The sequence below is a fragment of the Litoreibacter ponti genome (assembly GCF_003054285.1).
Classification (GTDB): domain Bacteria; phylum Pseudomonadota; class Alphaproteobacteria; order Rhodobacterales; family Rhodobacteraceae; genus Litoreibacter; species Litoreibacter ponti.
The window spans coordinates 1-26,251 of record NZ_QBKS01000002.1 but is presented as its reverse complement, the minus strand read 5'-3'; the positions used below and the strand labels follow the sequence as shown (position 1 = coordinate 26,251).

Sequence of the window (26,251 nt, the reverse complement as noted above, 5' to 3'; positions counted from 1 at the left end):
TGGCTCACCCCCGGGAATTATCCAAAGGCCGCGATCTGTTCAATGTCTTCTTTGCCAAGGCCGTCGAGGATCAGCGCCGCCGCCGCCCGATTGGGGAACTCGGTCTCGCCGGGGGCGGGTGGCCCGGCGAAGACCGCATCAATGCGCGCGGGATTCTCTGACAGAAGGTCGGCGGAGTAGGGATGGTTGAGGCTCAGGATCGTCCAGCGCGCGATCACGTTGAAGGCGATGTCCTCGGCGGCCGACAGGATATAGCCCTGCCGGAAGGTCAGCGCGTTGATGATGCGCTTGATGGCGCGCGGATTCCCGTCAAAAAGATGCGTGTATTCAAGCAGCTGGTGGCGCAGCTTCATCTGGTTCTTGGGCTCGGTCACTGCCTTCATCACCGCGTCGGCAAGGTTCTGGCCCTCCGACAGGGCCTTCTTCTGGATGCGGGAGACCTCGCTCAGATCGCCCTTGGCGGCGGCGGCCTCGATTTTTTGCACGCGGGCCTCGCGGGTTGCGGTGAGCACGGGCGTTTTTGCCTTGGATTTCAGCAGCGCCTCGGTCAGGCGGGTCCGGTCGCCGGGCGCGAGGTCGGGCACCGGCACGGAGAGCTGGAAGATTTTCTTGACGAACAGGTAGCCCAAGGGCGCGCCGGGCTTCGAGATCTCCGGCTTGAAGTCCTTGTAGACCTGGTTGTAGGCGCTCACGATCCACTCGCGGTCTGACGCCACGACATAGAGCACCGGCACCTGCGCGTAGGCCGTCTGCAGGCTTTGCAACAGCTCCACCACAAAGCCCGCCTCACAGCGGTCGAGATCGTCGATGAACACCGCTACGGGCCGCTCGATCGTGGTGATGATCTTCTTGAAGCGCGCCTTCACCACCGCCGTGGGGTCCGATTGCAGGTCGCGCACGGCCTCGGCCGTTTCGGTGGCGCTTTGCGACCAGCCCTGCACAAGCTTGGCCAGCGCCCCGAGCGAGCCCAGGGCGGTGACGATGGCCGCCACGAACTTCCATGCGTTCTCGGCGTCAAAGAGCGAGCCCATGGTCTCGCTGTCGCCGAATATGGTGAAGGCCAGCAGGCCCGCGGCGATGACCGCCAGCGCGCCAAGCCAGGGCCAGGCGACGCGCGTGTTGCGCCAGAGCCAGTCTTGCAGCCGCGGCATGTGGCCTTTGCCCTTCAGCGCCGCGTAGCCCTGTTCGCGCACGGTGGTCAGCAGCGACCACCAGGGCGGGCCGGCCTCCTGCATCTGCCAGGCGTTGTATTCGATCACCACCCAGCCTTCCTTTTTCTGCTTGTAGATCGTGCCGGGAGACGGCTCGAAGAAGGTGTAGTCATGGACCAGCTTGTCCTTCAGGAAGGTCAGGATCGAGGATTTGCCCGACCCCCACCGGCCCGAAAGGTGGATGGCAAAGGGCCGAGAGGCAGTCCTCTGCGCCCCCCAGACCCGCCGGACATTCTCGACGATCGTCTCCGCAATCGCGGCGCGGCCCAGATCATCCTCATCGGGATGGGTCAGCGCGTAGTCGGGATGAAACTGCGCGGGCATCTCGTTGACGGGGCTGTCGTCATCTAGAGCTGGATCGTCGGGCGGCTGGTACGTGCCGCCATGCCGTTCAATCGCGCGTTTGACCGAGTGGCGAAGCTGGGTGTGGGCTGCGTCAGACAGCGGGGTATCGTAGGCGAAGCGGAATGTGACCTGCTCGGGCCAGTCATCTGCGGTGCCTATCTCTGAGATGGCCGAGATCACCGGATCGACCTCAATGAAATCCCCTTTCTGCGGATCGGGGCTAATGGGGATAAAAATGCGGACGCTGTCCTTGCCTCGGAACGAGGCGAACACCTCCAGTTTGACCCCGGACAGGACCGTTTCAAAATTCGTCAGATGAGCGTTGGTCTCGTCAGATCGAAAATTGGTCAGATCCAGAATATCTTGTCTTATGTCGGGTCCAGAACCGGACATGCTTCTCACGATGCCGTCGACGTAAAACGCGTGGACCACCCGGTCGTTCGCTGTTTCCGTCTTTTGTGCAAGATGCGGATTGGCAGTGAGGTAAGCCGCGGTCAGAACAAGGAGTTCCTCGTTTGTCGGGGCCAGTATTTCGGTGAACTCTAAGTGCGTCTGCCCGTTCGAGCGGGGAAGCGACCCGCGCAACACGCGGTTCAACAGGCGGAGCGCAAAGGCCGTCTGTTCGTCTGGTTCTGGCACCTTGGCCTTCGGCGCGGAGCTTTGGATCGCGCCATCGCTGTCGAACATTGCGCGCAGCTCGGGAGGTGTGCCGACTTCGACAATGGCGGGACGCATGTCGTCGGACATCTCGCTGAAGACCCGAGACAGGACTTCGGATAGCCACAGCCCCTCGCGCCCCAGAGAGACGTCAAAATCTGATAGGGCACCATGTGTAATATAAATGGAGCCGCCCGGTGCAGTCTCGCTCAGCAGGGCGCGCTCGAGCGTTTCCTCGTAGTCCTCGGGCTCCGAGATCGGGGGCAGGACAAGGAAACGGCGTTCGGGCTGACCGAACCAATGAAGCCCGCCATCGGTCAATTGTCCTCCATGCGCAAGGCCCACAAGCGTGGCCAAGTGTTCACGCAGCGCGGTCGCACCGGGCCGGTCGCCCCCGGGCACAATGATCAGGTCTACATCGTCGGTCGGTGCGCCTTCGACGGAGACGATCTCCGGCAAGGCCTGTGGAGCGGCGACCATTCCGGCCTCCTGAAACTGGCAAAACAATGCCTCCACGCTACCGCAAATTGCCCTTGGGTCAACGGCAGGGGCGGCCTGCGATTCGGGCGATTGATTGTGGCCAGATCGGAAACAATCGCCCAGAATCGGCGGATTTGCGCGGAAATCGGGCCCCAATGCGCCCGCTTCGCCGTTGAATTTGCACAGCAATCGCGTTCCGGGGCAGGGTATCCGGCATGATCAGGGGGATCACCATATCGCTGGCACTGCTTCTGAGCGCTCCCGTAGCGGGGGCGAGGGGGGAGAGCGTGCTGCAGCCGGTGCTGAAAAGCACCGCGACAGGGGCTGTTTTGGGAGGGCAGCCTCTGTCGGGACCCCCCATGCCCGCGATCCGACCCACGCCGCGCGACACGTATCTGCCGCGGGCGCGCTGGGACTTCCGGCCCGAGGGGCGGCTCTGGACCCGCACAACGATGCAGGCGCTCAAGGGCCACGGGCGGCCACTGATCGAAACCGTGCCGCGGGATATGGCGGACTGGTGCCCGGCCTATGCCAGCAATTCCGAGGACAAGCGTGCGGCCTTCTGGACCGGCTTCCTGAGCGCGCTGGCCAAGCATGAAAGCACGTGGAAGCCCCGCGCCGTGGGCGGCGGCGGCAAATGGTACGGGCTGACACAAATTCTGCCTGCGACCGCGCGCGGCTACAAATGCCGCGTGGGCACCGGGGCGGCCTTGCGCGACGGTCCGGACAACCTCAGCTGCGCGGTGCGCATCATGGCCACAACGGTGATCCGCGACAACGCGGTGGCCCGCAAGGCCAATGGCAGGCTCGGCGGCGTTGCGGCCGATTGGGGGCCGATGGTGAACGCCAAGAAGCGGCGCGAGATGGCCGGCTGGCTGCGCGACCAGCCCTATTGCCGCCTGATATCGGACGTGAAGCCGCAGCCGCGTCCAAAGGATTTGACGTCGGTCTCCGCCGAAAGCGCCCGGCGCGATTAGCGCCAACGGCTCAGGCCGTCGCGATCTCGGGCGGCTCCGTGATCTCGACCGTGCCACCCGACAAGCTCACCCGCGCGCCGCGCCGCAGCTCTTCCTCAAAGCCGTAGGACAGGATGGCGCGCAGCTGCGCCATGCGCCCGCGGATTGCCGTATGATCGAGCTGCGGGACATTTTCGCGAAGCACCTCGCCGGTACGCTTGCGCAGCAGAAGCATCACCCGCCCATCGGGGTCGTCAAACACCAGGGAGAACGGGCTATGCGGCGTCAACGCGTCGTCCAGCGCCGCCAGCAGGCGGGTCTGGGCAAAGCTGTTGGACGCGCTCGCGCGCAGGATTGTCCGGAAGCTCGCTACGAAACGGTCGACATCGACATATCGCGTGACCTCTTCGTCGTGATGCATTGCATGGGCGGCCACCAGGAAATAGGCGCCGTCGCTCAGGGTGTCCTTGGACAGCTCGGCACAGAGCGCGGCCATCTCGACCGCTTCCTCATCGCCCCCGAACCACCGCTCGAGGCTGTAGAACGCCGCGAGCCGGTAGATGCGCCGGTCGGTCGGATCGAGCTCCACCCAGTCCTCGACCGCGGATTGGAACCGATCATAGCCTTCCGACAGGCCGATATTCATCAGCAGCTGAACCTCCGCCAGGAACGGAGAATTGTAGGCAATCGGGTCGAACCGGGTGACCAGCGCCCGCGCCTGGGCGTAATGGCTGTTGAGCGCGGCCCAGCCTTCTTCGTCGACCCGGTGGGCCCAGTCGCTGCCGCGGGCGGCCCATCCGCAGTCGAGGTGAAGCCGTCCCAGAAGCGCCGCGAGCGCGTAGTTCTCAGGGTTGGCGCGATGGGCCTCTGTGACCGCCTCGAGGACGCTCGCATTGACGGAAAAGGCGATTTCATCGTTACAAAACAGCGGGTTCTCGTAAAAATCAGACACCAACCAGCGCAGCTTGTTCAAGGCGACGCTCAGCGAGGTGATCCCGTTGGGCAATCGCGCGCGCGTCTGGTCCAATTCTTCGAGGAAGGCGGCCATGCCGACCCAATCCTCTTTGTCCAGCAGCGCGGTCACGCGGTCGTGCAGCGCATCCTGCGCGGCCTCATTCGCGGGATCGGTGAAACTGTCGATCACGAGGTTCGCCTCGAGAAACTCCGCCTTGAAGCCCGCGCCCTCGCCTTGGAAGCGGCGCAACAGCGCGGCAGGGAGGCGCTGCAGCGCGCCCAATGCGACAAAGGGCAAGGCCAGCAGGCCAAGCCCCATCCCGGGGAGACTGCGAAAGAATGTGTGCATGTCGGCTCCTTGCGGTCGGTGCGCGCAAGACAGCACGAGAAAAGTGCAAGGAATAAGGCCGGATAGGGGCCTTTTCTACCGCCCGCCGCTCACGTCGATCGAGGTGCCGGTGATGTAGCTCGCACCTTCGCCCATCAGGAAGACGATGGCATGCGCGCACTCCTCGGCCTCGCCCGGGCGCTTCATCGGCACCAGGTGGGCCAGGTCGTCGCAGCGGTCGGGCAGCCCGCCCTTGCCGTGGATTGCCGTCTCAATCAGCCCGGGCCGGATCGCCACGACACGCACGCCGTCGGGGGCGACCTCGTCGGACAGACCCTTGGTGAAAATGTCGATACCGGCCTTGGTGGCCGCGTAGTCCACATATTGCCCCGCCGAGCCCAGCCGCGCCGCCGCCGAGCCGAGATTGACGATCACGCCGCCATCGCCGCCAAAGCTTTTTGACATGCGCAGCACGCCCTGCTGGGCGACCATCATCGCGCCGATCAGATTGACATCGACCATGCGGCGCAGGCGGGCGTAGGACATCTCCTCGACCCGCTGGGGCTTGTCGACGATGCCCGCGTTGTTGACCAGCGCGTCCATCTGCGGGAAGGCCGCGTCGAACTCCTCGAAGATGCGCTCGACATCGCCGGGATCGGCCACATCGCCCTGAAACGTATGGGTTACGGCCCCTTCCTGCTCGCACATCTGGGCCACCAGCTGCGCGCCCTTCAGGTCGGAATTGTAGTGGATGCCCACGTCATAGCCGCTTTTCGAGGCCAGCACGGCGGTGGCGGCCCCGATGCCGGAGCTTGCGCCGGTGATCAGTACGGTTTTGGTCTTGCGGGCCATGGGAGCTCTCCTCGGGTGACGCTGTTTTGTGCCTTCAACCGTGGGAGTTTGGCGGATTTATGGCGGTCGTGCCAGTCGCAGCGCGGACGGGCAGAAAACCGCTCAGATACGGGCCAAAATCTCTTCGGCCAGCGCGCGCACTTCCTTGGCGGCGGGGCCAGAGCGCGCGGCGTCCTCGACACCTTGCCCACGGCCAAGCGCCTCGGCGTAGATCACCCGATTGGCAAGACTTGTCTCGGCCAGACCCGCCTCCATTTCGGCGGCCTTTGTGGCGACTTCCTCGCCCAGCCGCGTGCCTTTGCGGGTGCGGTTGAGCACGAGCATCGCGGGTGTGTCCTCGCGCCGGGCAAGATCCAGAACGCCCTCGGTGGCCCACAGATCAACATGGCTGGAAGCCACGGGAACGATCGTCAAAGCCGCCTTGCGCAGGGCGGGGCGCAAGTCACTGTCGGCCTTGGGCGGCGTGTCGACCAGCACGAGGTCGTAGTCCCCGAGCATCTTGCCGACCTCGTATTCGATGCCCCAGGCCGACGCGGTGGAGAACTCAAGTCCGGGGTCTTCCATCAGCTCGCGCCGGGCCATGAACCAGCGCCCGAGGCTGCCTTGCGGATCGGTGTCGATGATCGCCACGCGCTTGCCCAACCGCGAGAAGGCCACGGCGAGGTTCGCAGTCACGGTCGTCTTGCCGCTGCCGCCCTTCTGCTGGGCGATGGTGATTGCCGTGCCTGCCATGAGAGACTACCCCCGAGTCGCGTGTTGCTGCGATGCAGCATGACACAGGCGCAGCCGGAATGCACGTGCGATGCGCGGCGCAGGCCCCGCTTGCGCGATGTGGGGCCCGCAAGGGATCAGGCGGCGAGAATCCGGTTCACCATCTCCGACAGGTCGGGGCTTAGGCCGGGTGCGGCCTGGATGCGCGTCAGCGCCTCGCGCATCATGCCTTGCCGGTCCGCGTCATAGCGCGGCCAAGTCTCGAACGCGGTCGACATGCGCGCCGCGATCTGCGGGTTCTTGGCGTCGAGCTTGATCAGCCAATCGGCCAACAGGGCGTAGCCCGACCCGCCCGGCTCGTGGAACCCCGCACTGTTGCCCGCCAGCGCGCCAAAGACGGCGCGGAAGCGGTTGGGATTCGCCATGGTGAAGTCGGGATGGGCGGTCAGCTCCGCCGCCTTGGCCGGGGCCGCGGCAAGCTTCGCGTGGCTCACCTGCATGGAAAACCACTTGTCGATCACCAGCCGGTCATCCTTCCACTGCGCGTAGAAGGCCGCGTTCTGCGCCTCGCCCACCTCTGCGCGCAGCAGGCAGCCAAGGGCCGCCAGCTGCTGGGTCATATTGTCGGCACTGGCATATTGCGCCGCCGCCTGCGCGCCGCCGTCGAGCCGGGACAGCATCGCCAGCGCCGCGTTGCCCCAGAAGCGCCGGTCGGCATCCTCGCTGCGCGGGCTGTAGGGGCCGTCGACCTGCATCTCGGCGTAGATTCGCGGCAGCAGGTCCTGCATCGTCTGGCTGATAGCGAGGTTCAGCGTCTGGCCTGTCAGGAAAATTCTGGTCGGGTCGGGGGTTACGCCGCCATCCACCAGCGCCTGCTGGATGTCGTCATTGGAGGGGCCGGAGAAACACATCGCCTTGAAGCCGGGCTCGAGCGTGTCGTCGCGCGCCACCGCCACGAGCGCGTCGAGATAGGCCTGATCGGGTGTCGCATCCTCGGTCACCATGCGCACCATGACGTCGCGCGCCAGCGCCCGGCCCGCTTCCCACTTGTTGAACGGGTCGGTGTCGTGGGCCAGCAGGAAGGCCCGCTCGGCATTGCTCTGGTCGCGCTCAAGGATGATCGGGGCGGAGAAGTTCCGGTTGATCGACGGGACGGGCTTGGCCTCCAGCCCGGTGAAGCGGAACTTGTGGACCTCGTCGGTGACCTCGCAGACCTTGGTGGCGTGGATTTCCTCGCCCGCCTCATTGAGCAGGCCCACAGCGATGGGGATCACCTTGGGGTCCTTGGTGTCCTGGCCCGGTGTGGGCGGGGTCGATTGGATGAAGGTCAGCGTGTAGGTGCCGTCGTGGAAGCTTTCGTCGACCTTCACGCGCGGCGTGCCGGCCTGGCTGTACCACAGCTTGAACTGCGCGAGATCCCGTCCGGTGACGTCCTCGAAGCATTTCAGCCAATCCTCGATGGTGCAGGCCTGCCCGTCATGGCGCGTGAAGTAGAGATCGCAACCCTCGTAATAGTCCGCGTCGCCGATCAACGTCTTGAGCATTCCGATCACCTCGGCGCCCTTCTCATAGACCGTCGCGGTGTAGAAGTTGTTGATCTCGACAAAGCTTTCCGGCCGCACCGGGTGGGCCAGCGGGCCGTTATCCTCGCGGAACTGGCGCGCGCGCAGTTGCAGCACGTCGGAAATGCGCTCCACCGCGTGTCCGCGCGTGTCGCCGGAGAATTGCTGATCTCGGAACACGGTCAGGCCCTCTTTCAGGCACAGCTGGAACCAGTCTCGGCAGGTGATGCGGTTGCCGGTCCAGTTGTGGAAATACTCGTGCGCGATGATCGTCTCGATGCGGTGAAAGTTGCCGTCGGTCGCGGTGTCGGGCGAGGCCAGCACGGCAGCGGAGTTGAAGATGTTGAGCCCCTTGTTTTCCATCGCGCCCATGTTGAAATCGTCCACGGCCACGATGTTGAACAGGTCGAGGTCGTATTCGCGCCCGTAGACCTCCTCGTCCCATGTCATCGATCGCTTCAGCGCGTCCATTCCGAAGGGCGTCTTGTGCAGATCGCCGTCGCGCACATAGATGTTCAGGTCCACCTTGCGGCCCGAACGGGTGGTGAACGTGTCGTGCAGATTGACCAGATCGCCCGCGACGAGCGCGAACAGGTAGGCGGGCTTGGGGTGGGGGTCATGCCACGTCCCGTCGCCCAGATCATTGCCATTGGACAGCTTGACCGGCTCCTCGCCCTCGATCTTGACAGTGAAGACCGCCATCACATCGGGGCGATCCGGGTAGTAGGTGATCTTGCGAAACCCCTCTGCCTCGCACTGGGTGCAATACATGCCGTTCGACATGTAAAGCCCCTCCAGCGCGGTATTGGTGGCCGGGCTGATTTCGACCTCCGCCTCCCATAGGAAGGGCGCATCCGGGGCCTGCGCGGTCAGGCCCAGATCGGTGACCTTGGCGTTGGCGTCCTGCCCGTCGATGCTGGCGCGGATCAGCTTCAACTGCTCGCCATGCAGGTAGAAGGTGGGATCGGCCGCGTCCGGATTCGGGCGGAACGCGATTTTCGAGATCACGCGGGTCTGCGTCGGGTGCAGCTTGAAGACCAGCTCGACGCTGTCCACCAAATGGCTCGGCGGGGTGTAGTCCTTGAGGTAGATCGTCTGCGACGGGGTCGCGGGGCTTGCATCTTTCATTGCGGGTCCTTCGGGGGCGGCGTTGCGGCGGAGCGTAGGCGGGGGGCTGGCGGCCTGCAAGTGCATAGGCGTGACGGTCTGGATCGGGGCGAAAACCGTCTTCGAAGACGGTTTAAACGCGAATTTCAATTCGCGTTTGGAAGGCCGTTTCAACGGCCTTCCCCGCCGCTCTCTTGTCGGCAGAGGATGCGGGCATAGATGAACCCCATGAGCGGCATAACCCTCCTCTGGTTCAAGCGCGACCTGCGCGTCGAAGACCACCCCGCGCTCGCGCGCGCGGCCGAGATCGGTGCGCCCGTGCTGCCGCTCTATGTGGTTGAACCGGAATATTGGGCGCTCGACGATACCTCGGCCCGGCAATGGGCGTTCTGCCGTGAAAGCCTGATCGAATTACGTTCGGCGCTGGCGGGCCTCGGGGCGCCCTTGGTCGTGCGGCAGGGGGACGTGATCGATGTTCTGGCGCGTGCGCATCAGCGCTTCGGCATCGGGCGGATCATCAGTCATGAGGAGACCGGCAACGCCTGGACCTATGCCCGCGATCTGCGCGTCGCAGCATGGGCGCGGGCGGAGGGCATCGCATGGGAAGAGCTGCCGCAATCGGGCGTGGTCCGCAGGCTCAAGGGCCGCGATGGCTGGGCGAAACAGCGCGACCGGTTCATGGGCCAACCTCTGGTGGCCCCAGCTGCGCTGAAGGCAGTGGCGGTCGAGCCCGGGGACATCCCCGATCCCGATCTCGCCCCGGACCCGTGCCCGGATCGCCAACCCGGCGGGCGCTCTAATGCGCTGTCGCTGCTGGGTGGCTTTTTGACTGAGCGAGGCCGGACCTACCGCCGCGACATGTCTTCACCCGTGGCGGGCGAATGGGCCTGCTCGCGGCTCTCGCCGCATCTGGCCTTTGGCACGTTGTCGGGCCGGGAGGCTGAAACGGCGGCCCGCGCCCGCGCGGCGGAGGTCAAAGGCACGCGGGAAGGCTGGGGCGGCTCGGTCAAAAGCTTCCGCTCGCGCCTCGCGTGGCGCGATCACTTTATGCAAAAGCTCGAAGACGAGCCGCGGATCGAGAGCGAATGCCTGCACCGCGCCTATGAGGGCCTGCGCGGCACCGACGCCGCGCGACTCCGCGCGTGGGAGATGGGCGAGACCGGGCTGCCTTTTGTGGACGCCTGCATGCGCTACACCCGGGCAGGCGGTTGGCTGAATTTCCGCATGCGCAGCATGGTCGTGGCCGTGGGCTCGTACCACCTGTGGCTCGACTGGCGCAGCACAGGGCCGATCCTGGCGCGGTATTTCACCGATTACGAGCCGGGTATTCATTGGTCGCAGATGCAGATGCAATCGGGCACGACGGGGATGAACACGGTGCGCATCTATAACCCGGTCAAACAGGGGGGCGATCAGGACCCGGATGGCGTGTTCACACGGGCCTGGGTGCCGGAACTGGCGGAGGTGCCGGATGAGGTCTTGCAAGAGCCGTGGCGCTGGGACGGGGCCGGGCGCATCTTGGGGCGCAGCTACCCCGAGCCGCTCGTTGACGTGAAAGCCGCCGCGAAAGCCGCGCGGGAGCGGGTCTGGGGCGTGCGCAAGGGCGAGGCCTTCCGGGCCGAGGCCGCGCAGATCGTGGAGAAACACGCCAGCCGAAAGGATCGCCAGCGGCGGTTCATACGGGACCCGGAGCCCAAGGCCGAGCGGCAAATGAAGTTGGACCTGTAACATGCCGAAGATGCGCAAGAAATCCGACCTGCCATCGAAAATTTGCGCGCAATGCGGCCTGCCGTTCACGTGGCGCAAGAAATGGGAAAAGGTCTGGGACGAGGTCAAATATTGCTCGGACCGCTGCCGCCGAGAGGCCAAGCGTCAAACCTAGGCGCTGGGTTTTGCAGAGCTGACGCCTCTGACACCATCAAGGTTTCACATAGCCAACTCAATTTCGCCCGCTTCTTCTGACCATCCTCAACCCGAAACCTCGGGAGCCGGGACCATGGAATTCATCACGCGCGCGATCACGGTCTTCAAATACTTAGCGATCGCCTGCTTTGTATGGTTTGCGGGGGCCTTGTTTTTTGGCGATGCAACACATTTCCGGGACCGCTCACAACCTGCGCAGCTGATTGTTCTGGAAGTGCAATCGAAGCGAAGCGTCGGCGGCGCATGGTCGTATCGCCCGGTCCTTGCCCTCGAAACGGCAGCTTCGCCCCGGGAAGAATACGTGGGCAAAAACTGGTGGCTTCATTTCAAACCGCATCAGCCGGGGGATGTCGTTTCCGGGCGCTACGATCCGGACCGGGGCGACATGCGCAGCGACAAGATGCTCACCCGAACGATTTGGAGTGGACGTATCGCCAAGTTGGTTGGTGTCCTGATCGCTCTTCAAGCGGTCCTGATCCTGTTCGGTATCTCGGAAGACCGCATGCCGTTACGGTTGCGACGGAGGTCTGATCGTTGGCGCGGGCTACGCCTCAGTTTCTGATCTGATTGTTTGCGCGGACGGCAGAATTCGAAAGTATTTCCCGGCAGGTTTGTTGCCTATCGGAAACTTTGTTTCTAGGTAGTGTGCCAACGTATACCAGACCGCTGCTTGGGAGACCGCCGCGATGAAAGACCTTGCCCAGAACCGCCTCGACAAACATGGCCTGCAGGTGGATGCCGAACTGGCCGCCTTCATCGAAGAGCAGGCGCTGCCGAGCACTGGCGTCGCAGCAGAAGATTTCTGGAAGGGGCTGTCGGACCTTGCCCACGAGATGGGGCCGAAGAACCAGGCGCTGCTCGACCGCCGCGCCGAGTTGCAGGACCAGATCGATGACTGGCACAAGGCCCGCGCCAACCAGCAGCATGACCACGCCGCCTACAAGGCGTTCCTGCAGGAGATCGGCTATCTGTTGCCGGAGGGCGATGATTTCGAAATCGATACGGCCAATGTCGACGCCGAGATCGCGAAAGTGCCCGGGCCTCAGCTGGTGGTGCCGATCACCAATGCGCGATACGCGCTGAACGCGGCGAATGCCCGCTGGGGCTCGCTCTATGACGGGTTCTACGGCACCGATGCCATGGGCTCGGCCCCGCCGAAAGGTGGCTATGACAAGGGCCGCGGTGCGCGGGTCGTGGCGCGGGCGCGGGTGTTTCTGGACGAGGCCTTCCCGCTGGAGGGCACCAGCCACGCCGACGCGCGGCGCTACTACGTGCATGACGGCGCGCTTCTGGTCGATGACCTGCCGCTGGCGGACCCGTCCAAGTTTGCAGGCTACCGTGGGCACCCCAAGGCGCCCGACGCAGTTTTGTTGAAAAACAACGGGCTGCATGTCGAACTTGTTTTCGATCGCACCCATATGATCGGTTCGCGCGATCAGGCGGGGCTGGCGGATGTGGTGATGGAAAGCGCCGTCTCCGCCATCATGGATTGCGAGGATTCGGTCGCCTGCGTCGATGCCGAGGACAAGGTGCAGGCCTATGGCAACTGGCTGGGCCTGATGCGTGGGGACCTGACCGAGGAGGTCTCCAAGGGCGGCAAGACTTTCACCCGCGCGCTGAACCCGGACCGGGTCTACACGGGGCCTGATGGCGGGGAGCTGTCCGTCAAAGGCCGCGCGCTGATGCTGGTGCGCAATGTGGGCCACCTGATGCGCAACCCCGCGATCCTGACCCGAGATGGAGAAGAGATTTTCGAAGGCCTGATGGATGCTATGGTCACCACGCTGATCGCGATGCATGACCTGGGCAAATCGGAGGGGGCGCGCAACTCCACCCAAGGCTCGGTCTACGTGGTGAAGCCGAAGATGCACGGGCCGGATGAGGTGGCGTTTGCCAACGAGATCTTCTCGAAGGTCGAGAGCGTGCTGGGCCTGCCTGCCAACACCGTGAAGCTGGGAATCATGGATGAAGAGCGCCGCACGACGGTGAACCTGAAACAGTGTATCCGGGCGGCCAAATCGCGTGTCGCGTTCATCAATACCGGCTTTCTGGACCGCACAGGCGACGAGATCCATACCTCGATGGAAGCCGGGCCGTTCTCGCGCAAGGAATTTATCAAGCGCAAGGCCTGGATCGGCGGCTACGAGAACCGCAATGTCGATATTGGCCTCGAATGCGGCCTGTCGGGGCGGGCGCAGATCGGCAAGGGCATGTGGGCCATGCCGGACCTGATGGCCGCGATGATCGAGCAGAAGATCGAGCATCCCAAGGCGGGCGCGAACTGCGCCTGGGTGCCGTCGCCCACGGCGGCAACGCTGCACGCGCTGCATTACCACAAGGTCGATGTCTTCGCGGTGCAGGAGAAACTGCGGGCAGGCGGCAGGCGCGCCCATGTGGAGACGATCCTCGACATTCCGCTGGCGAGCTATCGCATGTGGTCAGAGGACCAGATCATGCGCGAGGTCGAAAACAACGCTCAAGGCATCCTGGGCTACGTGGTGCGCTGGATCGATGCCGGCGTCGGGTGCTCCAAGGTGCCTGACATTAACGATGTGGGGCTGATGGAGGACCGCGCGACGTGCCGGATTTCCAGCCAGGCACTGGCGAACTGGCTGCACCACGGGGTGGTCTCGGAAAAGGCGGTCATGGGGGCCATGCGCAAGATGGCCGAAGTGGTGGATCGCCAGAACGCAGGCGATGCGGGCTACCGGCCCATGGCCCCGGGTTTTGACGGGATCGCCTTTCAGGCGGCCTGCGATCTGGTCTTCAAAGGTCGTGAACAACCGTCGGGCTACACCGAGCCGGTGTTGCATGCCCGGCGTCTTGAGTTGAAAGCAAGCTAGGCCGGGAGAGGGCGCTGCCCTCTCCCGGACCCTCACCCGCCGTATTTTCGGAACAAAGAAGGAGCAGACAGTTGGCAAACGTGTCGTTGAACAAGGCCCGCACGATCGTGCGCAAGGCGCTGGCGAAGGGCCGCGAGATGGAGCTGAAGCCGCTTTCCGTGGTGGTGCTGGACGCGGGCGGGCACGTTCAGGCTTTCGAGCGCGAAGATGGCGCGAGCCCGGGGCGGTTTGACATCGCGAGAGGCAAAGCGTTTGGGGCAGTGATGCTGGGCATGGGCGGGCAAGCGCAGATGACGCGGGCCGAGCAGCAGGCCTATTTCATGAATGCAGTCAATGGCTTGTTCGGCGGCGCGGTCGTGCCGGTGCCGGGCGGCGTTTTGCTGCGCGACAAGAAGGGCGCTGTGATCGGGGCCGTCGGGGTCACGGGCGACACGTCGGACAATGACGCTGAAGCGGCCTTGGCCGGGATCGAAGCCGCCGGGCTGATAGGTGAGGCGTAAGCGCTTTATTCACCTCTTCTGCCTAGAGTTTCAGCATTCGGCGCGTGCGCAGGCAGCCTGTGCATCGGCGCGGCTCGACGGATGCGTGTGTCTGTAGTATTTGAAGGGAAAGCAAAGAGGGTCTTCGAGCATGGCACGGCCTGTCATTGGCATCATTGGCAACCACTACCTGATCAACGATGAATACCCCGCCCATGCGGCGGGCCAGATGAATTGTGAAGCGATCGCCGAAGTGTGCGACGCACTGCCGATGATCATCCCGTCTTGCCCGTCACTTGTGGATATCCCTGCCTTGATGGATGCCTGCGATGGCTTCCTGTTCACGGGCGGGCGGCCAAATGTGCATCCCGAGGAATACGGCGAGGAAGAGACCGAGGCGCATGGAACCTTTGATCGCTCCCGTGACCGCGTCGCTCTGCCCCTGATCCGCGCCTGTGTTGAGGCGGGGCAGCCGATCCTTGGCGTCTGCCGCGGCTTCCAGGAGGTCAACGTGGCGATGGGCGGCACGCTCTATCCCGAGATCCGCGACCTTCCGGGTCGGATGAACCACCGGATGCCGCCCGACGGCACGCTGGAAGAGAAGTTCGAGCTGCGCCACGAAGTGACATTCACCAAAGGTGGGCCGTTCCACCGGCTGATGGGGGCGGAGGTCGTGATGACCAACACGCTCCATGGTCAGGGGATCAAGGATGCGGGCGCCCGGATCGTCATCGACGGGCTCGCCCCGGATGGCACCCCGGAGGCGATTTACATCAAGGATGCGCCGGGCTTTGCGCTGTCTGTCCAGTGGCACCCGGAATACAAGGCGAGCGAAGACCCCGTGTCGCGTCCGCTTTTCGCGGGCTTTGGCGATGCTGCGCGCAGTTGGGCCAAGGGCGAGCGGCCTGCAATTCTGAAGCTCGCCTGAGCCACCTCCAGCGATGCGGTTTTGCCGCGGTCACCGCGCGCGAGTTGTCATTTCTCTTGAACCGGGCGGCGTGATTTGCGATCCGGGCTGCCATGAAACCGCTTTCTGACACTCTCCAGTGGCCTTGCCACGCCTGCTTTCTGAAGGGCTGCCATCGTTGATCGCCTCGCGGTCTGACGACGATCCCCCTTTAAAGACAGTTATGGAGATGGAAGATGAGTATTCCAGCAGATATCGCGCATCTGGTTATTGAAGCGCCTGACTTTGTGGCGCCTGGGTTTTGCGACCGCATCATTGCGCGGGCGACCGCGATCGGGTTCGAGCCCGCCACGATCACATCCGAGCACGGCACCGGGATCGCCCCGGAGATCCGCAACAATGAGCGCGTGATCTTCGATGATCCGGATCTTGCCCGAACGCTGTGGCTGCGGGCAGCGTCACATTTCGCGCAGCCTTTCAAGGGGCAGCGCGCCGTGCGGCTGAACGAGCGTTTTCGTGTCTACCGGTATGGCCCGGGTCAGTTTTTCGATTGGCATCAGGATGGTGTGTTCGAAGACAGCGCCGTGCGGCGCAGCCAGTTTACCATGATGATCTACCTCAATGATGCGTGCGAGGGCGGCGGCACACGGTTTGCCGACATCTTCTCGCCCCACATCTTCAAGGATTTCACAATTGTGCCCGGGGTCGGCAAGGCGCTGTTCTTCCACCACCCGCTGTCCCACCGGGGCGAAGAGATTGTCTCGGGCGAGAAATACGTGCTGCGCACGGATGTGATGTTTGAGGGGCTGAGGACCTAAGCGGTCAGAGCTTCGGAGACCTTGAGCGCCCGCATCTGGTTGCCGTCGACTTTCAGCTTGCCGGACATCACCGCCATGATCGGGTTTTGCGAGCCGTCGAGGATCGCGCGGAACGTGGCTTCGGACGCTTTCAGGGTGACATCTGCGGGGGCCTCGGTGGAGGCTTCTGCCGCGCCGTGCTCGGACAGGATGATTGCGCCTTCGCCCTTGACCAGCAGCTTGGCGGTGCCCTTGATGGCGCCCTTCGCCTTGGTGTTGACGATCTCGATGAAGTTGTCGAAGGACGACATGGCCTGCTTCCCCTGTGGTGTGACGTTGGCGTCAGTTTGGGCGCGCGGTCCGGGCGTGCAACTGCGACGTGGCGTCAAAACCCGTAAAGCGCGGTCGGGTTGTCCACGAGGATCAATCGGCGTGCACTTGGGTCTTCGACGGCCTCGTGGAAGCGGTCCAGAAGCGTGCCCGCGTCGGGCATGGTGGCATCGCCGAGCATGATGAACGGCCAGTCGGAGCCCCAGAGGCAGCGCTCCGGGTTGGCATTTGCCAGCGCCGCGGCGAAGGGCGTGGCGTCGGTGAAGGGCGGCTGAGACACGCGATACGGGGCCGAGAGCTTGGCGTAGGCGTGGCCCTCGGTCAGCAGGTGGCAGAGGGTCTGGAAGCCGGGGTCGTTTGTGCCGAGTGTGAGATCCGGCCAGCCCATGTGATCGACCACGAGGGGGCAGGGCAGGACGCGGATATCATCGGCGATCTCGGGAATGTGGCGATTGGCGGAGGCGAGGATTTGCAGATGCATGTCTCGCGCGGCCAGCGCGGGGGCGAGCGCCTTGGCGCCTTCCCATGTCAGGATGCCGCCATGGATGTAGTTCAGCCGCAGTGCCTTGATGCCCGCATCGGCCAGCGCATCCAGCTCGGACTCGTGCGCGCCGTCGGGCAGCAGAGCCACGCCGCGGGTCGTGGCGGGGCCGAGGCGGCGCATGGCCTCGAGCGTGACAGCATTGTCGGCCCCGTAGAGGATCGAGTGCACGACCACCGTTCGGCTGATGCCGAGCGTGTCCATCTGGGCGCGGTATCGGGCGAGGAAGCCGTCCATGTCGATCCCGGCGGCGGGGTTTTCCACGCGCTTCTCCCAGAGCGGGAATTCGGACGCGGCGGCGAGCATGTGGATATGGCTGTCCACCGCGCCTGCGGGGGCTTTCTGGCGCGGTTGTGTCGCCGTGTTGGGCGGGGCGCTGGTGGGGATCATGGGAGCCTCCGGCGGGAGTATTTTTACCAAAACGAAGCCAAGGCGTGGCCCTCGCTTATCCGTAGGTCTCCAGCATTTCGTTGAGATCGTCCAGCGTGTTGGCCTCTTGCATCGGCTTGTCGTGGCGCCAACGCAGCATGCGCGGGAAGCGCAGGGCGACGCCGGATTTGTGGCGGGGGGAGGCCTGAATGCCCTCGAACGCGATCTCGAACACATGCTCGGGCGTGACCTGGCGGACCGGGCCAAAGCGCTGCAGGGTGTTTTTCTTGACCCAGGCCGTGATCTTGCGAAACTCGGCATCGGTCAGGCCGGAATAGGCTTTGGTGAAGGGCACCAGATCGTTGCCGGACCACACGGCAAAGGTGAAGTCGGTGAACAGACCCGCGCGCCGGCCGGAGCCCGCTTGCGCGTAGATCATCACCGCGTCGATGGTCAGCGGATCGATCTTCCATTTCCACCAATCGCCCTTCTTGCGGCCCGCCAGATAGGGGCTGTCGCCCTTCTTTAGCATCAAGCCTTCCGCCTGATTGTCGCGGGAGGTGGCGCGGATCGCGGCGAGGTCGTCCCATGTCTCAAATGGCAGCTGGGTGGAGAGGCGCAGGGGCGCTTCCTTGGGCAATGTGTCGACCAGTTGGGCGAGCAGCGCGCGGCGGGTGTCGAGCGGCTCTGCCCGCAGGTCGCGGCCGTCATGTTCCAGCAGGTCGTAGGCGTAGAGGATCGCGGGCGCGTCTTTCAGCAGCTTTTTGGGCACGGTCTTGCGGCCGATGCGCTTTTGCAGGGCGTTGAAATTCTGCGGCGTCTCGGAGGCGTGGTCCCAGGCGAGGATTTCGCCGTCAAACACGGTGCCATCGGGGATAAAGTCGGGCGCGGCGGCAAATTCGGGGAAGCGGTCGGTGATCAGCTCCTCGCCGCGCGACCACAGGAACGGCTGGCGGGAGCGGATGATCAGTTGGCCGCGGATGCCGTCCCATTTGCGCTCCGCCCGCCAGTCAGAAGGAGGCCCGAGGGCGTCGAGGTCCTCGAGCTGGTAGGCGAGGTAGAACGGATAGGGCTTGGAGGCGTCGGCCTTGGGATCGTGGGCCTCGATCAGGTCGTGGAAGGTCGTCGTCGCAGGGGTCCAGTCGCCCATCAGGCGGTGGGCCAGCGTGGCCTCTTCGATCTCGGTTGCTTGGGCCAGCGCGCGGGTCATCAGTTTCTGGCTGACACCGATGCGCAGGCCGCCGGTGATCAGCTTGTTGAACAGGAACCGCTCGATCGGGGGCAGGCTGGACCAGGCCGCAACGATGATCGCCTTCTTCTGATCGGGCTCCTGCTGGCCGATATCGCGCACAATCTCGAGCCACTCGGTGAGCGTCTTGTCGCTCTGGCCCGTGGCGGGGGGCAGCACGAGGGCGATGGTCTCGGACAGATCGCCGACGATGGGATAGCTTTCCTCGAAGAGCCAAAGCGGGATGTCGGCCACTTCGGCGGCCCATTCGCGCAACAGCGTCGTGGTGACCCCGCGCTTGGGGCGGCGGCCCGAGAGCAGCGCGATGGTCCAGAGCTTGTCGCTGTCAGTGGCGGTCTGGAAGTAGCCCGCGAGGGCTGTGACCTTGGCGTTGGTCTTGGTGGTCTGATCGAGCGTAGTGAAGAGAGCGGCGAACTCCCTCATGGCAGATGTTTTCTCAGGTAATCGGCCATCATCTTAAGCGAGCGATCGGCCTCGGGCGTCCACCCCGCATCGAGCTGCCACACATGGGGGACGTCCTTGAAGGTCTGGCAGTCCACCTGCGGCAGGCGCTTGGCCAGATCCTCCGCATCGCCTGCCAGCATCTCGCCCTCGGCCCAGTGCAGCGCGGTGGGCGGTGTCTGGCTGAGGTCGGCGCGGGCGGGGGAGACGTTCGGGTCCGCCGGGTCTTGGCCGTCAAGATACATCGCGACCGCGCGCTCGACCCATTGCGCGGGTAGCAGCATGTCCGTCTCGCGAAAGGTTTCGCGGCTCTCGAACCCGCCCGCTAGGTCCGTCGCGGGCGACAGCAAGGCGAGGGCTGCGGGCTGGGGCAGACCTGCGTCGCGTGCGCGCGTCGACAGGTTGAGCGCGAGACAGCCGCCCGCGCTGTCGCCTGCGACGACGATGCGCTCTGCCGGGTAGTGGTCGAGCGCATGCTTGTAGGCCGTCAGGCAATCGTCTGGACCGGCGGGGTAGGGGTGCGCGGGCGCAAGGCGGTAATCGGGCAGCCAGGCCTGCGCATCGATGCCTGCGGCCAACCGCGCGGCGAGCCAGCGATGGGTGAAGCTGGAGCCGATGGTGAAGCCGCCGCCATGGAAATACAAAAGCAGGTTTTTGGCCGTCTCGTTCGGGATCATCCGGCGAATGCGCAGATCTGGCAGGAAGGTGAAGCGCTGCTCGCAGCCGCGCATCGGTCGGATTGTCACCGCGGCGGTGGCCTCGAAGATGCGGTTCAGCGTGGGCTGGTGGGGCACATAGGCCAGTACCGGTTTTTGCACGTAACGGGCGAAGCCGTTAAAGAATTTTTGAGCGGTGGAGGTCATGGGGTCGTCTCCGGTTGGGGCTGGGTCTCTGGCTCTGGGGCGTCGAGGCTTTCGCCCTCATATTCTGTCTCGACCACGGCGGCGTCATAGCCCTGCTCGCCCAGCCAGCGGGAGAATTGTTGCGTGTAGCCATGGGTCACGAAGACCCGCTCGGCCCCGGTGGCCTTGATCGCGGCGTTGAGCCCGTCCCAATCGGCGTGATCGCTCATCACGAAGCCCCGGTCGGCGGCGCGCCTGCGGCGGTGGCCGCGCATGGACATCCAGCCCGAGGCGAAGGCGGTGGATGGTGCATTGGCGCCAACGCCGAAGCGGCGCATCCACGGGCCGCCCATGCCGGACGGGGTCGCGATGACAAGCGCGCCTTTGAGCGCCTTGAGGTCCGTGTCCGGCGTGACGCGGATCGTGTCGGGCAGTGTCAGACCCTGGGCGCGCAGCACCTCGTTGGTGTTCTCGATCGCGCCGTGGGTCAGGATCGGGCCGATGGAGGCGTCGACCGAGGCGAGAATGCGCTGGGCCTTGCCGAGCGCGTAGGCGCCCAGCACGCTGAAGCGGCCCGCGGCGCGGTTGGCCTGCCACCACTGGTTTATCTGATCGGTGACGGTCTTCTGCGTGTCCCAGGTGAAGACCGGCAGGCCAAACGTGCTTTCGGTGATGAAGGCGTGGCATTTGATGGTCTCGAACGGCTCCGAGAAGCCATCATCGACGGTTTTGTAATCGCCCGAGGCGACCCAGACCTCGCCCGCGACCTCGACCCGAATTTGCGCGGAGCCCGGCACGTGACCGGCAGGGTGGAAGGAGACGCTCGCATCGCCGATCTGGCGGGTCTCGCCGTAGCGGATGGTTTCGAGGGAGATGTCGCCCAGGCGGTGGCGCATTACCGGGGCGGCGGGCTCGGTGGCGAGGTAGCGCCGGTGGCCCCAGCGGGCGTGGTCGGCATGGCCGTGCGTGATCAAGGCGCGCTCCACCGGCCGCCAGGGGTCGATGTAGAAATCACCTGCGGGGCAGTAGATGCCTTCGGATTTGAATTCGAGAACCATGGCTTTCAACCTAGCAGCGTGGCGTTTGGTTGCCAGTGTCGGCTTTTCCCGTATTTATGGAACAAAGAAAGACAGGGGAGGGCAGAGGCCCATGGGGTTTTCTACATTGCGGACGCGGATGCTGGCGGGCGAGCAGCTGCTGGGCACGTTCATCAAGACGCCATCGGTGGAAATGATCGAGGTGCTGGCAAAATCTGGCCTGGATTTTGGCTGTCTGGATGCGGAGCACGCGCCGTTTGACCGGATGCGGCTCGATGCCTGTCTGGCGGTGGCCCGCGCGCTGGATTTCCCGATGCTGGTGCGGGTGCCGTCTGGCGGGGCGGATGACATCTTGAAAGTGATGGATGCGGGGGCTCTGGGGATCGTGGTGCCCCATGTGGATTCTGTCGAGAAGGCGCGAGCGATTGCGAAGGCGGCCCGGTTCGGGCGCGGTGGGCGCGGCTTTGCCGGCTCGACCCGCTGGGCGGGCTACGCGACGCGGCCGATGGGGGAGATCCTGGACCAGTCGCAGGCTGAGACGCTGGTGATTGCGCAGATCGAAGAGCCGGAAGGGGTCGAGGCGATTGAGGGCATTGTCGGCGCCGAGGGCGTGGACGGCGTCTTCATCGGGCCCGCCGACCTGAGCGTGGCCTATGGCCACCGCTCGGTCGACAATGACGACCTGCGCGCGGCAATGGCGACGGTGGGCGAGGCCGCCCGTGCGGCAGGCAAAGCCTATGTCACCTGGGTGCCGAATGCCGAGGTCGCGCAGGACTGGACGCGCTTCGGGTTTACCGTGTTCGTCATGGGGTCGGAACATGCGTGGATGCTGGCGGGCGCGCGTGCGGCGGTGGCGAGCATGCGAGACGCCTGAGGTCTCGCCATGCGCGTGCCGCATGGCAGCATTTCGCCATTGTCTGATGTCGTGGCCGGGGGCGGAGCCTAGATATGTCTCAAGCGAACAGAGACATTCAGGAGATGCCCGATGAAGATGAAGACCGACACTCAAGACGCCATTATGATTGACACTTTCGCCATTGAGCGCGAAGCCCGTGCCCTGCGGGCCGAGGCGATGCGTGCGATGGCCGCCAACCTGCGGGGATGGCTGTCCGAGAAGCTGTCCGGCGGTGCTGCGGTTTCCGGCAAGACCGCCTGAGACCAGCCCAACCCGGCGCGTCACAGCGCCCGTCAAAGCCCCGGTATCGCCCTTAAAGCGGTCCGGGGTTTTCTCATTTTGGCCTCATTTCGGGAGCAGACGTTAACCAATTCTGAAGTCGTGGAGTCCGGGAGCCGGGCCTGCGGGAAAGGTTGACGATATGAAACTGATCAAGATGATTGCCGCCCTTGGACTGGCCGCTGGACTGAGCGCCTGCGCCGGTGCCCCGATCTCCAACAGCGAGACTGTGACCCGGAGCGCGCCGAGCACGGCGACGCCCGATGTGGCACCCGTTCTGACCGCCCAGAGCGCCGACTGGCAGCTCAAGGACGTGCGTGTGCGCGTATCGGGCAAGCTGAGCGTCTCTGAGGCGAACATGTACTACCCGGTGGCCGACATCGTGTGGCGCGGCGACCCTTACGGCGAGCGCCGTGCGCAGGTAGCCAAGATCCTCGATGATGGCATGACCGCCGGGCTGCGCCACCTCAAAGGACCGCGCCCCGTCTATTTCGACATCGAGCTGCACCGCTTTCACTCGCTGACCGAGAAAGCCCGCGCGGTGACCGGCGGCGTGCATAACATCATCTACACGCTGACCGTGATCGATGCGGCCACCGGCCAGGCGCTTCATGGCCCGATCCGCATGGAGGTCGACCTGAAAGCCTATGGCGGCCAGCGCGCGCTGATTGCCGAGCGTCAGGGCCTGACCCAGAAGGTGCGCATCCAGAGCCATCTGGCGGGCACGATGCGCAAGAATTTCCATGGCGGCCAGCCGGTGCAGGTCGTGACCCGCCCGGCGCTGGAAGCCGAGGATGTCTATACCGGCGGGTAAGGCTTTCGCCCGACATCAAGAGAGATTAGAGGGGGAGGCATGAGTGCCTCCCCTTTTTCCGTCCCGCCCTATCCCGTCGTCCGCCTGAAGCCCAAGGCCAACACCGCCGCGTTGAACGCGGGCGCGCCTTGGGTCTATGCCGACGAGCTTGTCACCGACCGCCGCACGCGGCGCTTGCCGCCCGGCTCGCTCGCCGTGCTGGAAGACGCCGGGCGCACGCCCATGGCGCTGGTGACGGTAAACCCCGAGAGCAAGATCATTGCCCGCGTGATGGATCGTGACCCCGGTGCCGTGCCGGATGCGGACTGGCTGCGGGCGCGGATTGAGCGGGCGCTATCGCTGCGTTCGCGGCTTTATGCAGAGCCGTTCTACCGGCTGGTGCATGCGGAGGCCGACGGGTTGCCCGGCGTCATCATCGACCGCTTTGGCGACACGCTGGTGATGCAGCCCAACGCGGCATGGGCCGAGCAGGCCAGCGAGACGCTGGCAGATATCCTTTGCGAGGTGACTGGGGCGTCTTGTGTGATCAAGAACGCCTCTGGCCGGGCGCGGGGGCTGGAAGGGCTCGACGATGTCTCGTCGGTTATGCGAGGCGAGATGCCCGGGCCGATAGAGGTACCGATGAACGGCGCGACCTACATCGCGGATGTCGAAGGCGGCCAGAAGACGGGGCTGTTCTATGACCAGCGCGACAACCATGCCTTTGCCGCCAAGCTGTCCGAAGGCGCGCGGGTGCTGGATGTATTTTCCCATGTGGGGGGCTTCTCGCTCGCCGCTTTGGCGGCGGGGGCCGCGTCTGGCGTGGCGGTCGACGGATCGGAAGCCGCGCTGGCGCTGGCGGAGCAAGGGGCGCAGGCTTCTGGCCTTGCAGACCGGTTCGAGACCCGCAAGGGCGACGCGTTCAAGGTGATGGAGGCATTGATCGCGGAAGGCGCGCAGTTTGACGTGGTCGTGGCCGACCCGCCCGCCTTTGCGCCCAACAAGCAAGCGCTGGCGAACGGGCTGACCGCCTATGCGCGCGTGGCCTCGCTGGCCTCGAAGCTGGTGGCGCCGGGCGGGTATCTGGTGCTGTGTTCGTGTTCGCACGCGGCGGATGTGACGAAGTTCCGCCAAGCGTCGCTGCGTGGGATCGCCCGGGCCGAACGGGCGGCGCAGCTTTTGCACACGGGCGCGGCGGGGCCGGATCACCCGATGCACCCGGCCTTGGCAGAGAGCGGCTATCTGAAGTCGCTGTTCTTCCGGCTGGACTGATGCGCGCGCTGCTCGACGCCTGCGTGCTCTATCCGACGGTGTTGCGCGAAGTTCTGATGGGATGCGCAGGCGAGGGGCTGTTCGAGCCGCTCTGGTCCGAGCGTATTTTGGAGGAATGGGCGCGGGCGACGGTCAAGCTGGGTCCCGGGGCCGAGGCAATTGCGCGCGGCGAGGTGGCGATGCTGAAGGCGCGCTGGCCCGGCGCATCGATCACCCCTCGGGCGGGTGACCTCGCGCGGCTGCATTTGCCGGATGAGGACGACATTCATGTGCTGGCTTCCGCGATTGCGGGCTCGGCGGATGTGCTGGTGACGTTGAACGCGCGGGACTTTCCGCAAAGCACCTTGCGGTTTGAGGGGGTCGAACGGGTCAGCCCGGACGGATTCTTGATGGATATGTGGATGGGCGCGCCGGAGCCGGTCTCGAACGTCGTGCACCGCGTGCATCAAGTGGCCTGCGAAATGTCCGGCGAGGACCTGCCGCTGCGCGGATTGATGAAACGGGCGAAACTGCCGCGCTTGGGCAAGGCGCTGAGCTAGCGTAGCTTCAGATCATCGGGGTGGTATTCGTGCCGCCCGGTCTCGGACGGCTGCTGGATTTTCAGCGCCCAGTACGTGCGGACATCCTCAAGGCTGGCCTCCGGATGGGCGGCCAGAAAGTCGCGCGTGTATTGGTTGAACTGGTTGTGGTGGGCGATCTGGCTTTGAAAGTTCGGGTCGGCCTCGCGCGTTTTCATCGCGCGGTACTCGGCGCAGGCATCGGCGAGGGTCAAACCGACATTGGCCTTCATCCAGGCCATGAATTCGATGTTGAACTTGAAGCTGTCGCCCAGCTGCGACTTGAAGAAGCGGCGCACGTTCTGGCTGTTGCGGTAGCTGTCGGTGATGATCGTCTCGGGCGAGAGCGGCGCTGAATGCCAGTCGAACTTGGACTTTGGTTTGGGCGTGGCGGGCGCTGCCACCTCACCGGTATCTAGGAATTGCGCGATCCGATCGAGGATGTCGAACTTGCCGCCGGTGCTTTTCAGCTTCAGCCGCTTGGCGTGGGCGACCAGCTCCTCCTTGCGCCAATACCAGCGGCGCAGCTCGGCACCCGTGGTCAGCGTCGTGATGTCGGGCCGTGCCTCACTCAACTCACGGTGCCCCATTTCGCCTCGTTCGCTTCAATGGCTGCGATGCGGTCGGGGGTCTTTGGATGGCTCATCAACCAGGCGGGTGCCCCCGCGCCCATGGAGCCAGTGAGTTTGTCGAGCTTGGTGAAGAGCGACTTCTGCGGCCCTGTTCCGATGCCCGCCTTGGTTAGCAGGGCGGAAGCATAGGCGTCGGCCTCGTACTCGTCGCGGCGCGACAGGCGGGCGGCAAGCATAGAGGTCAGAATGTTGGCAAGCCAGACGCCCGCGAACGGGATCAGCCGCCCCAGCACCGAGGCCAGTGCAACTCGGATCGCGTTTTGGCCGGAGAAATCGATCATGCGGCGGCGCGCGTGGCCGAGGGCAACGTGGCCCAGCTCGTGTGCGATGACAGATGCCATTTCCTGCGCCGTGACGTCGCCTGCACGGTATTTGTTGTAGAAGCCGCGCGTGATGAAGATGCGCCCGTCGGGGGCGGCCAGACCGTTGATCGGGTCGATCTCGTAGATATGCACCTTGATCTGCGGCAGATTGAGGGCTGCGGCCATATCGCGGTTCAACCGCTCGAGATCGGGATCGGCAAGCCGCGTGGACTGCGCGTCGAGCGCCCGCTTGGTGTTCCAGGCGGAGAATTTATACATCACCCACGCATAGACAATGGCGAGCAGGAAGGGGGAGAGCTTCAGCATAGTCTGGATATGGGGCCGTGCGGCGGGGGCGGCAAGTCTCACGGTCGACTGACGTGTATTCACGGGGTCGTGAGGTTGCGGACCTTTTTGCGGGGCGCGGCGGTTGGGTGGGCAGATGACGGCGGGCGAGAGGCCTGCCGCAAACCCCAAAACAGGCGGCCGAGCCGCCAGAAGCAGAAAAGAGAGTACACATTATGAAAACCCTGATGACCGCAGCCGTTGCCCTGACCCTTGCCGCCCCCGCGGCAGCCCAGGTGGAGAACGCCGAGCGCT

Annotated in this window: 26 protein-coding genes; 13 read left to right on the top strand and 13 right to left on the bottom strand. The window is 64.7% G+C overall.

Translation table 11 applies throughout. The features are described from left to right. Positions 1–17: 17 nt before the first annotated feature. Positions 18–2,693: a KAP family P-loop NTPase fold protein gene (locus C8N43_RS13990; RefSeq protein ID WP_107846397.1), complete on the bottom strand. Its 2,676-nt coding sequence runs from the start codon at positions 2,691–2,693 to the stop codon at positions 18–20. A gap of 359 nt (positions 2,694–3,052) precedes the next feature. Between C8N43_RS13990 and C8N43_RS13985 the strand changes: the two genes are divergently transcribed. Then, positions 3,053–3,670 carry a transglycosylase SLT domain-containing protein gene (locus C8N43_RS13985; protein ID WP_245913030.1) on the top strand — a complete coding sequence of 206 codons (618 nt, stop codon included), beginning with the start codon at positions 3,053–3,055 and terminating at the stop codon, positions 3,668–3,670. Between the two features lie 10 nt (positions 3,671–3,680). On the opposite strand, the gene C8N43_RS13980 is transcribed toward C8N43_RS13985, so the two are convergent. The 4 genes from C8N43_RS13980 to pepN form a co-directional block, all read right to left on the bottom strand. Further along, a complete protein-coding gene (locus C8N43_RS13980; protein ID WP_107846395.1) occupies positions 3,681–4,952 on the bottom strand; it encodes a hypothetical protein in 1,272 nt (423 codons plus the stop codon). Between the two features lie 75 nt (positions 4,953–5,027). After that, the gene (locus C8N43_RS13975; RefSeq protein WP_107846394.1) at positions 5,028–5,783 is read right to left on the bottom strand and encodes an SDR family oxidoreductase; all 756 of its coding nucleotides are present in this window, start codon (positions 5,781–5,783) and stop codon (positions 5,028–5,030) included. A gap of 102 nt (positions 5,784–5,885) precedes the next feature. Continuing rightward, complete coding sequence (gene parA, locus C8N43_RS13970) at positions 5,886–6,515, bottom strand: ParA family partition ATPase (protein WP_107846393.1); 630 nt, start codon at positions 6,513–6,515, stop codon at positions 5,886–5,888. A gap of 116 nt (positions 6,516–6,631) precedes the next feature. After that, positions 6,632–9,184, bottom strand: coding sequence for an aminopeptidase N (gene pepN / locus C8N43_RS13965; protein ID WP_107846392.1), 2,553 nt, complete (start codon positions 9,182–9,184; stop codon positions 6,632–6,634). A gap of 207 nt (positions 9,185–9,391) precedes the next feature. Here pepN and C8N43_RS13960 point away from each other — a divergent pair, with 207 nt between their 5' ends. From C8N43_RS13960 to C8N43_RS13930, 7 genes are all read left to right on the top strand, one after another. Continuing rightward, positions 9,392–10,891 (top strand): FAD-binding domain-containing protein, encoded by a 1,500-nt coding sequence (locus tag C8N43_RS13960; RefSeq protein WP_170114426.1) that lies wholly within the window; start codon positions 9,392–9,394, stop codon positions 10,889–10,891. 1 nt (position 10,892) lies between these two features. Continuing rightward, positions 10,893–11,045 (top strand): DUF2256 domain-containing protein, encoded by a 153-nt coding sequence (locus C8N43_RS13955; protein WP_107846390.1) that lies wholly within the window; start codon positions 10,893–10,895, stop codon positions 11,043–11,045. 114 nt (positions 11,046–11,159) lie between these two features. Then, positions 11,160–11,648 carry a hypothetical protein gene (locus C8N43_RS13950; protein WP_107846389.1) on the top strand — a complete coding sequence of 163 codons (489 nt, stop codon included), beginning with the start codon at positions 11,160–11,162 and terminating at the stop codon, positions 11,646–11,648. 124 nt (positions 11,649–11,772) lie between these two features. Beyond that, entirely contained in the window at positions 11,773–13,929 is a 2,157-nt protein-coding gene (locus C8N43_RS13945) for a malate synthase G (protein WP_107846388.1), read from the top strand. 71 nt (positions 13,930–14,000) lie between these two features. After that, the gene (locus C8N43_RS13940; protein WP_107846387.1) at positions 14,001–14,429 is read left to right on the top strand and encodes a GlcG/HbpS family heme-binding protein; all 429 of its coding nucleotides are present in this window, start codon (positions 14,001–14,003) and stop codon (positions 14,427–14,429) included. A gap of 130 nt (positions 14,430–14,559) precedes the next feature. After that, positions 14,560–15,336, top strand: coding sequence for a gamma-glutamyl-gamma-aminobutyrate hydrolase family protein (locus C8N43_RS13935; RefSeq protein WP_107846386.1), 777 nt, complete (start codon positions 14,560–14,562; stop codon positions 15,334–15,336). A 215-nt stretch (positions 15,337–15,551) separates the two neighbouring features. Further along, the gene (locus tag C8N43_RS13930) at positions 15,552–16,133 is read left to right on the top strand and encodes a 2OG-Fe(II) oxygenase (RefSeq protein WP_107846385.1); all 582 of its coding nucleotides are present in this window, start codon (positions 15,552–15,554) and stop codon (positions 16,131–16,133) included. Here C8N43_RS13930 and C8N43_RS13925 read toward each other — a convergent pair. The 5 genes from C8N43_RS13925 to C8N43_RS13905 all read right to left on the bottom strand — a co-directional run bounded on the left by C8N43_RS13925 (position 16,130) and on the right by C8N43_RS13905 (position 20,942). Beyond that, positions 16,130–16,423 (bottom strand): SCP2 sterol-binding domain-containing protein, encoded by a 294-nt coding sequence (locus C8N43_RS13925; RefSeq protein ID WP_107846384.1) that lies wholly within the window; start codon positions 16,421–16,423, stop codon positions 16,130–16,132. The two genes, C8N43_RS13930 and C8N43_RS13925, sit on opposite strands and share 4 nt — an antisense overlap. A gap of 74 nt (positions 16,424–16,497) precedes the next feature. Further along, entirely contained in the window at positions 16,498–17,373 is an 876-nt protein-coding gene (locus tag C8N43_RS13920) for an amidohydrolase family protein (protein WP_107846383.1), read from the bottom strand. 55 nt (positions 17,374–17,428) lie between these two features. Continuing rightward, positions 17,429–19,024 (bottom strand): ATP-dependent DNA ligase, encoded by a 1,596-nt coding sequence (locus C8N43_RS13915; RefSeq protein ID WP_107846382.1) that lies wholly within the window; start codon positions 19,022–19,024, stop codon positions 17,429–17,431. Beyond that, the gene (locus C8N43_RS13910) at positions 19,021–19,905 is read right to left on the bottom strand and encodes an alpha/beta hydrolase (protein ID WP_107846381.1); all 885 of its coding nucleotides are present in this window, start codon (positions 19,903–19,905) and stop codon (positions 19,021–19,023) included. Before C8N43_RS13910 ends, C8N43_RS13915 begins: the two co-directional genes overlap by 4 nt. Further along, positions 19,902–20,942, bottom strand: coding sequence for a ligase-associated DNA damage response exonuclease (locus C8N43_RS13905; protein ID WP_107846380.1), 1,041 nt, complete (start codon positions 20,940–20,942; stop codon positions 19,902–19,904). Before C8N43_RS13905 ends, C8N43_RS13910 begins: the two co-directional genes overlap by 4 nt. A 91-nt stretch (positions 20,943–21,033) precedes the next feature. Here C8N43_RS13905 and C8N43_RS13900 point away from each other — a divergent pair, with 91 nt between their 5' ends. The 5 genes from C8N43_RS13900 (at position 21,034) to C8N43_RS13885 (ending at position 24,699) form a co-directional block, all read left to right on the top strand. Beyond that, positions 21,034–21,795, top strand: a complete 762-nt coding sequence (locus C8N43_RS13900) for an HpcH/HpaI aldolase family protein (protein ID WP_107846379.1) — start codon at positions 21,034–21,036, stop codon at positions 21,793–21,795. Between the two features lie 111 nt (positions 21,796–21,906). Next, positions 21,907–22,077: an RSP_7527 family protein gene (locus C8N43_RS19635; protein WP_158269987.1), complete on the top strand. Its 171-nt coding sequence runs from the start codon at positions 21,907–21,909 to the stop codon at positions 22,075–22,077. A 160-nt stretch (positions 22,078–22,237) separates the two neighbouring features. Further along, the gene (locus tag C8N43_RS13895) at positions 22,238–22,909 is read left to right on the top strand and encodes a DUF6778 family protein (RefSeq protein WP_107846378.1); all 672 of its coding nucleotides are present in this window, start codon (positions 22,238–22,240) and stop codon (positions 22,907–22,909) included. A gap of 39 nt (positions 22,910–22,948) precedes the next feature. Continuing rightward, a complete protein-coding gene (locus C8N43_RS13890; protein WP_107846377.1) occupies positions 22,949–24,160 on the top strand; it encodes an RSP_2647 family RNA methyltransferase in 1,212 nt (403 codons plus the stop codon). Continuing rightward, the gene (locus tag C8N43_RS13885; RefSeq protein WP_107846376.1) at positions 24,160–24,699 is read left to right on the top strand and encodes an RSP_2648 family PIN domain-containing protein; all 540 of its coding nucleotides are present in this window, start codon (positions 24,160–24,162) and stop codon (positions 24,697–24,699) included. Before C8N43_RS13890 ends, C8N43_RS13885 begins: the two co-directional genes overlap by 1 nt. Here the strand turns inward: C8N43_RS13885 and C8N43_RS13880 are convergent. The 3 genes from C8N43_RS13880 to C8N43_RS19745 all read right to left on the bottom strand — a co-directional run. After that, positions 24,696–25,292, bottom strand: coding sequence for a DUF6434 domain-containing protein (locus C8N43_RS13880; protein WP_146174224.1), 597 nt, complete (start codon positions 25,290–25,292; stop codon positions 24,696–24,698). The genes C8N43_RS13885 and C8N43_RS13880 overlap by 4 nt on opposite strands. Next, a complete protein-coding gene (locus tag C8N43_RS13875) occupies positions 25,289–25,978 on the bottom strand; it encodes a M48 family metallopeptidase (protein WP_107846374.1) in 690 nt (229 codons plus the stop codon). Before C8N43_RS13875 ends, C8N43_RS13880 begins: the two co-directional genes overlap by 4 nt. A 59-nt stretch (positions 25,979–26,037) precedes the next feature. Further along, positions 26,038–26,251, bottom strand: a 214-nt coding sequence (locus C8N43_RS19745) for a hypothetical protein (RefSeq protein WP_211308604.1), incomplete at its 5' end; no start/stop codon positions are given.

What these genes read in the sequence shown, in the direction of transcription:
- C8N43_RS13990 (WP_107846397.1), bottom strand. Translation starts at nt 2,693, where the DNA reads ATGGTCGCCGCTCCACAGGCCTTGCCGGAGATCGTCTCCGTCGAAGGC.
- C8N43_RS13985 (WP_245913030.1), top strand. Translation starts at nt 3,053, where the DNA reads ATGCCCGCGATCCGACCCACGCCGCGCGACACGTATCTGCCGCGGGCG.
- C8N43_RS13980 (WP_107846395.1), bottom strand. Translation starts at nt 4,952, where the DNA reads ATGCACACATTCTTTCGCAGTCTCCCCGGGATGGGGCTTGGCCTGCTG.
- C8N43_RS13975 (WP_107846394.1), bottom strand. Translation starts at nt 5,783, where the DNA reads ATGGCCCGCAAGACCAAAACCGTACTGATCACCGGCGCAAGCTCCGGC.
- parA (WP_107846393.1), bottom strand. Translation starts at nt 6,515, where the DNA reads ATGGCAGGCACGGCAATCACCATCGCCCAGCAGAAGGGCGGCAGCGGC.
- pepN (WP_107846392.1), bottom strand. Translation starts at nt 9,184, where the DNA reads ATGAAAGATGCAAGCCCCGCGACCCCGTCGCAGACGATCTACCTCAAG.
- C8N43_RS13960 (WP_170114426.1), top strand. Translation starts at nt 9,392, where the DNA reads ATGAGCGGCATAACCCTCCTCTGGTTCAAGCGCGACCTGCGCGTCGAA.
- C8N43_RS13955 (WP_107846390.1), top strand. Translation starts at nt 10,893, where the DNA reads ATGCCGAAGATGCGCAAGAAATCCGACCTGCCATCGAAAATTTGCGCG.
- C8N43_RS13950 (WP_107846389.1), top strand. Translation starts at nt 11,160, where the DNA reads ATGGAATTCATCACGCGCGCGATCACGGTCTTCAAATACTTAGCGATC.
- C8N43_RS13945 (WP_107846388.1), top strand. Translation starts at nt 11,773, where the DNA reads ATGAAAGACCTTGCCCAGAACCGCCTCGACAAACATGGCCTGCAGGTG.
- C8N43_RS13935 (WP_107846386.1), top strand. Translation starts at nt 14,560, where the DNA reads ATGGCACGGCCTGTCATTGGCATCATTGGCAACCACTACCTGATCAAC.
- C8N43_RS13930 (WP_107846385.1), top strand. Translation starts at nt 15,552, where the DNA reads ATGAGTATTCCAGCAGATATCGCGCATCTGGTTATTGAAGCGCCTGAC.
- C8N43_RS13925 (WP_107846384.1), bottom strand. Translation starts at nt 16,423, where the DNA reads ATGTCGTCCTTCGACAACTTCATCGAGATCGTCAACACCAAGGCGAAG.
- C8N43_RS13920 (WP_107846383.1), bottom strand. Translation starts at nt 17,373, where the DNA reads ATGATCCCCACCAGCGCCCCGCCCAACACGGCGACACAACCGCGCCAG.
- C8N43_RS13915 (WP_107846382.1), bottom strand. Translation starts at nt 19,024, where the DNA reads ATGAGGGAGTTCGCCGCTCTCTTCACTACGCTCGATCAGACCACCAAG.
- C8N43_RS13910 (WP_107846381.1), bottom strand. Translation starts at nt 19,905, where the DNA reads ATGACCTCCACCGCTCAAAAATTCTTTAACGGCTTCGCCCGTTACGTG.
- C8N43_RS13905 (WP_107846380.1), bottom strand. Translation starts at nt 20,942, where the DNA reads ATGGTTCTCGAATTCAAATCCGAAGGCATCTACTGCCCCGCAGGTGAT.
- C8N43_RS13900 (WP_107846379.1), top strand. Translation starts at nt 21,034, where the DNA reads ATGGGGTTTTCTACATTGCGGACGCGGATGCTGGCGGGCGAGCAGCTG.
- C8N43_RS19635 (WP_158269987.1), top strand. Translation starts at nt 21,907, where the DNA reads ATGAAGATGAAGACCGACACTCAAGACGCCATTATGATTGACACTTTC.
- C8N43_RS13895 (WP_107846378.1), top strand. Translation starts at nt 22,238, where the DNA reads ATGAAACTGATCAAGATGATTGCCGCCCTTGGACTGGCCGCTGGACTG.
- C8N43_RS13890 (WP_107846377.1), top strand. Translation starts at nt 22,949, where the DNA reads ATGAGTGCCTCCCCTTTTTCCGTCCCGCCCTATCCCGTCGTCCGCCTG.
- C8N43_RS13885 (WP_107846376.1), top strand. Translation starts at nt 24,160, where the DNA reads ATGCGCGCGCTGCTCGACGCCTGCGTGCTCTATCCGACGGTGTTGCGC.
- C8N43_RS13875 (WP_107846374.1), bottom strand. Translation starts at nt 25,978, where the DNA reads ATGCTGAAGCTCTCCCCCTTCCTGCTCGCCATTGTCTATGCGTGGGTG.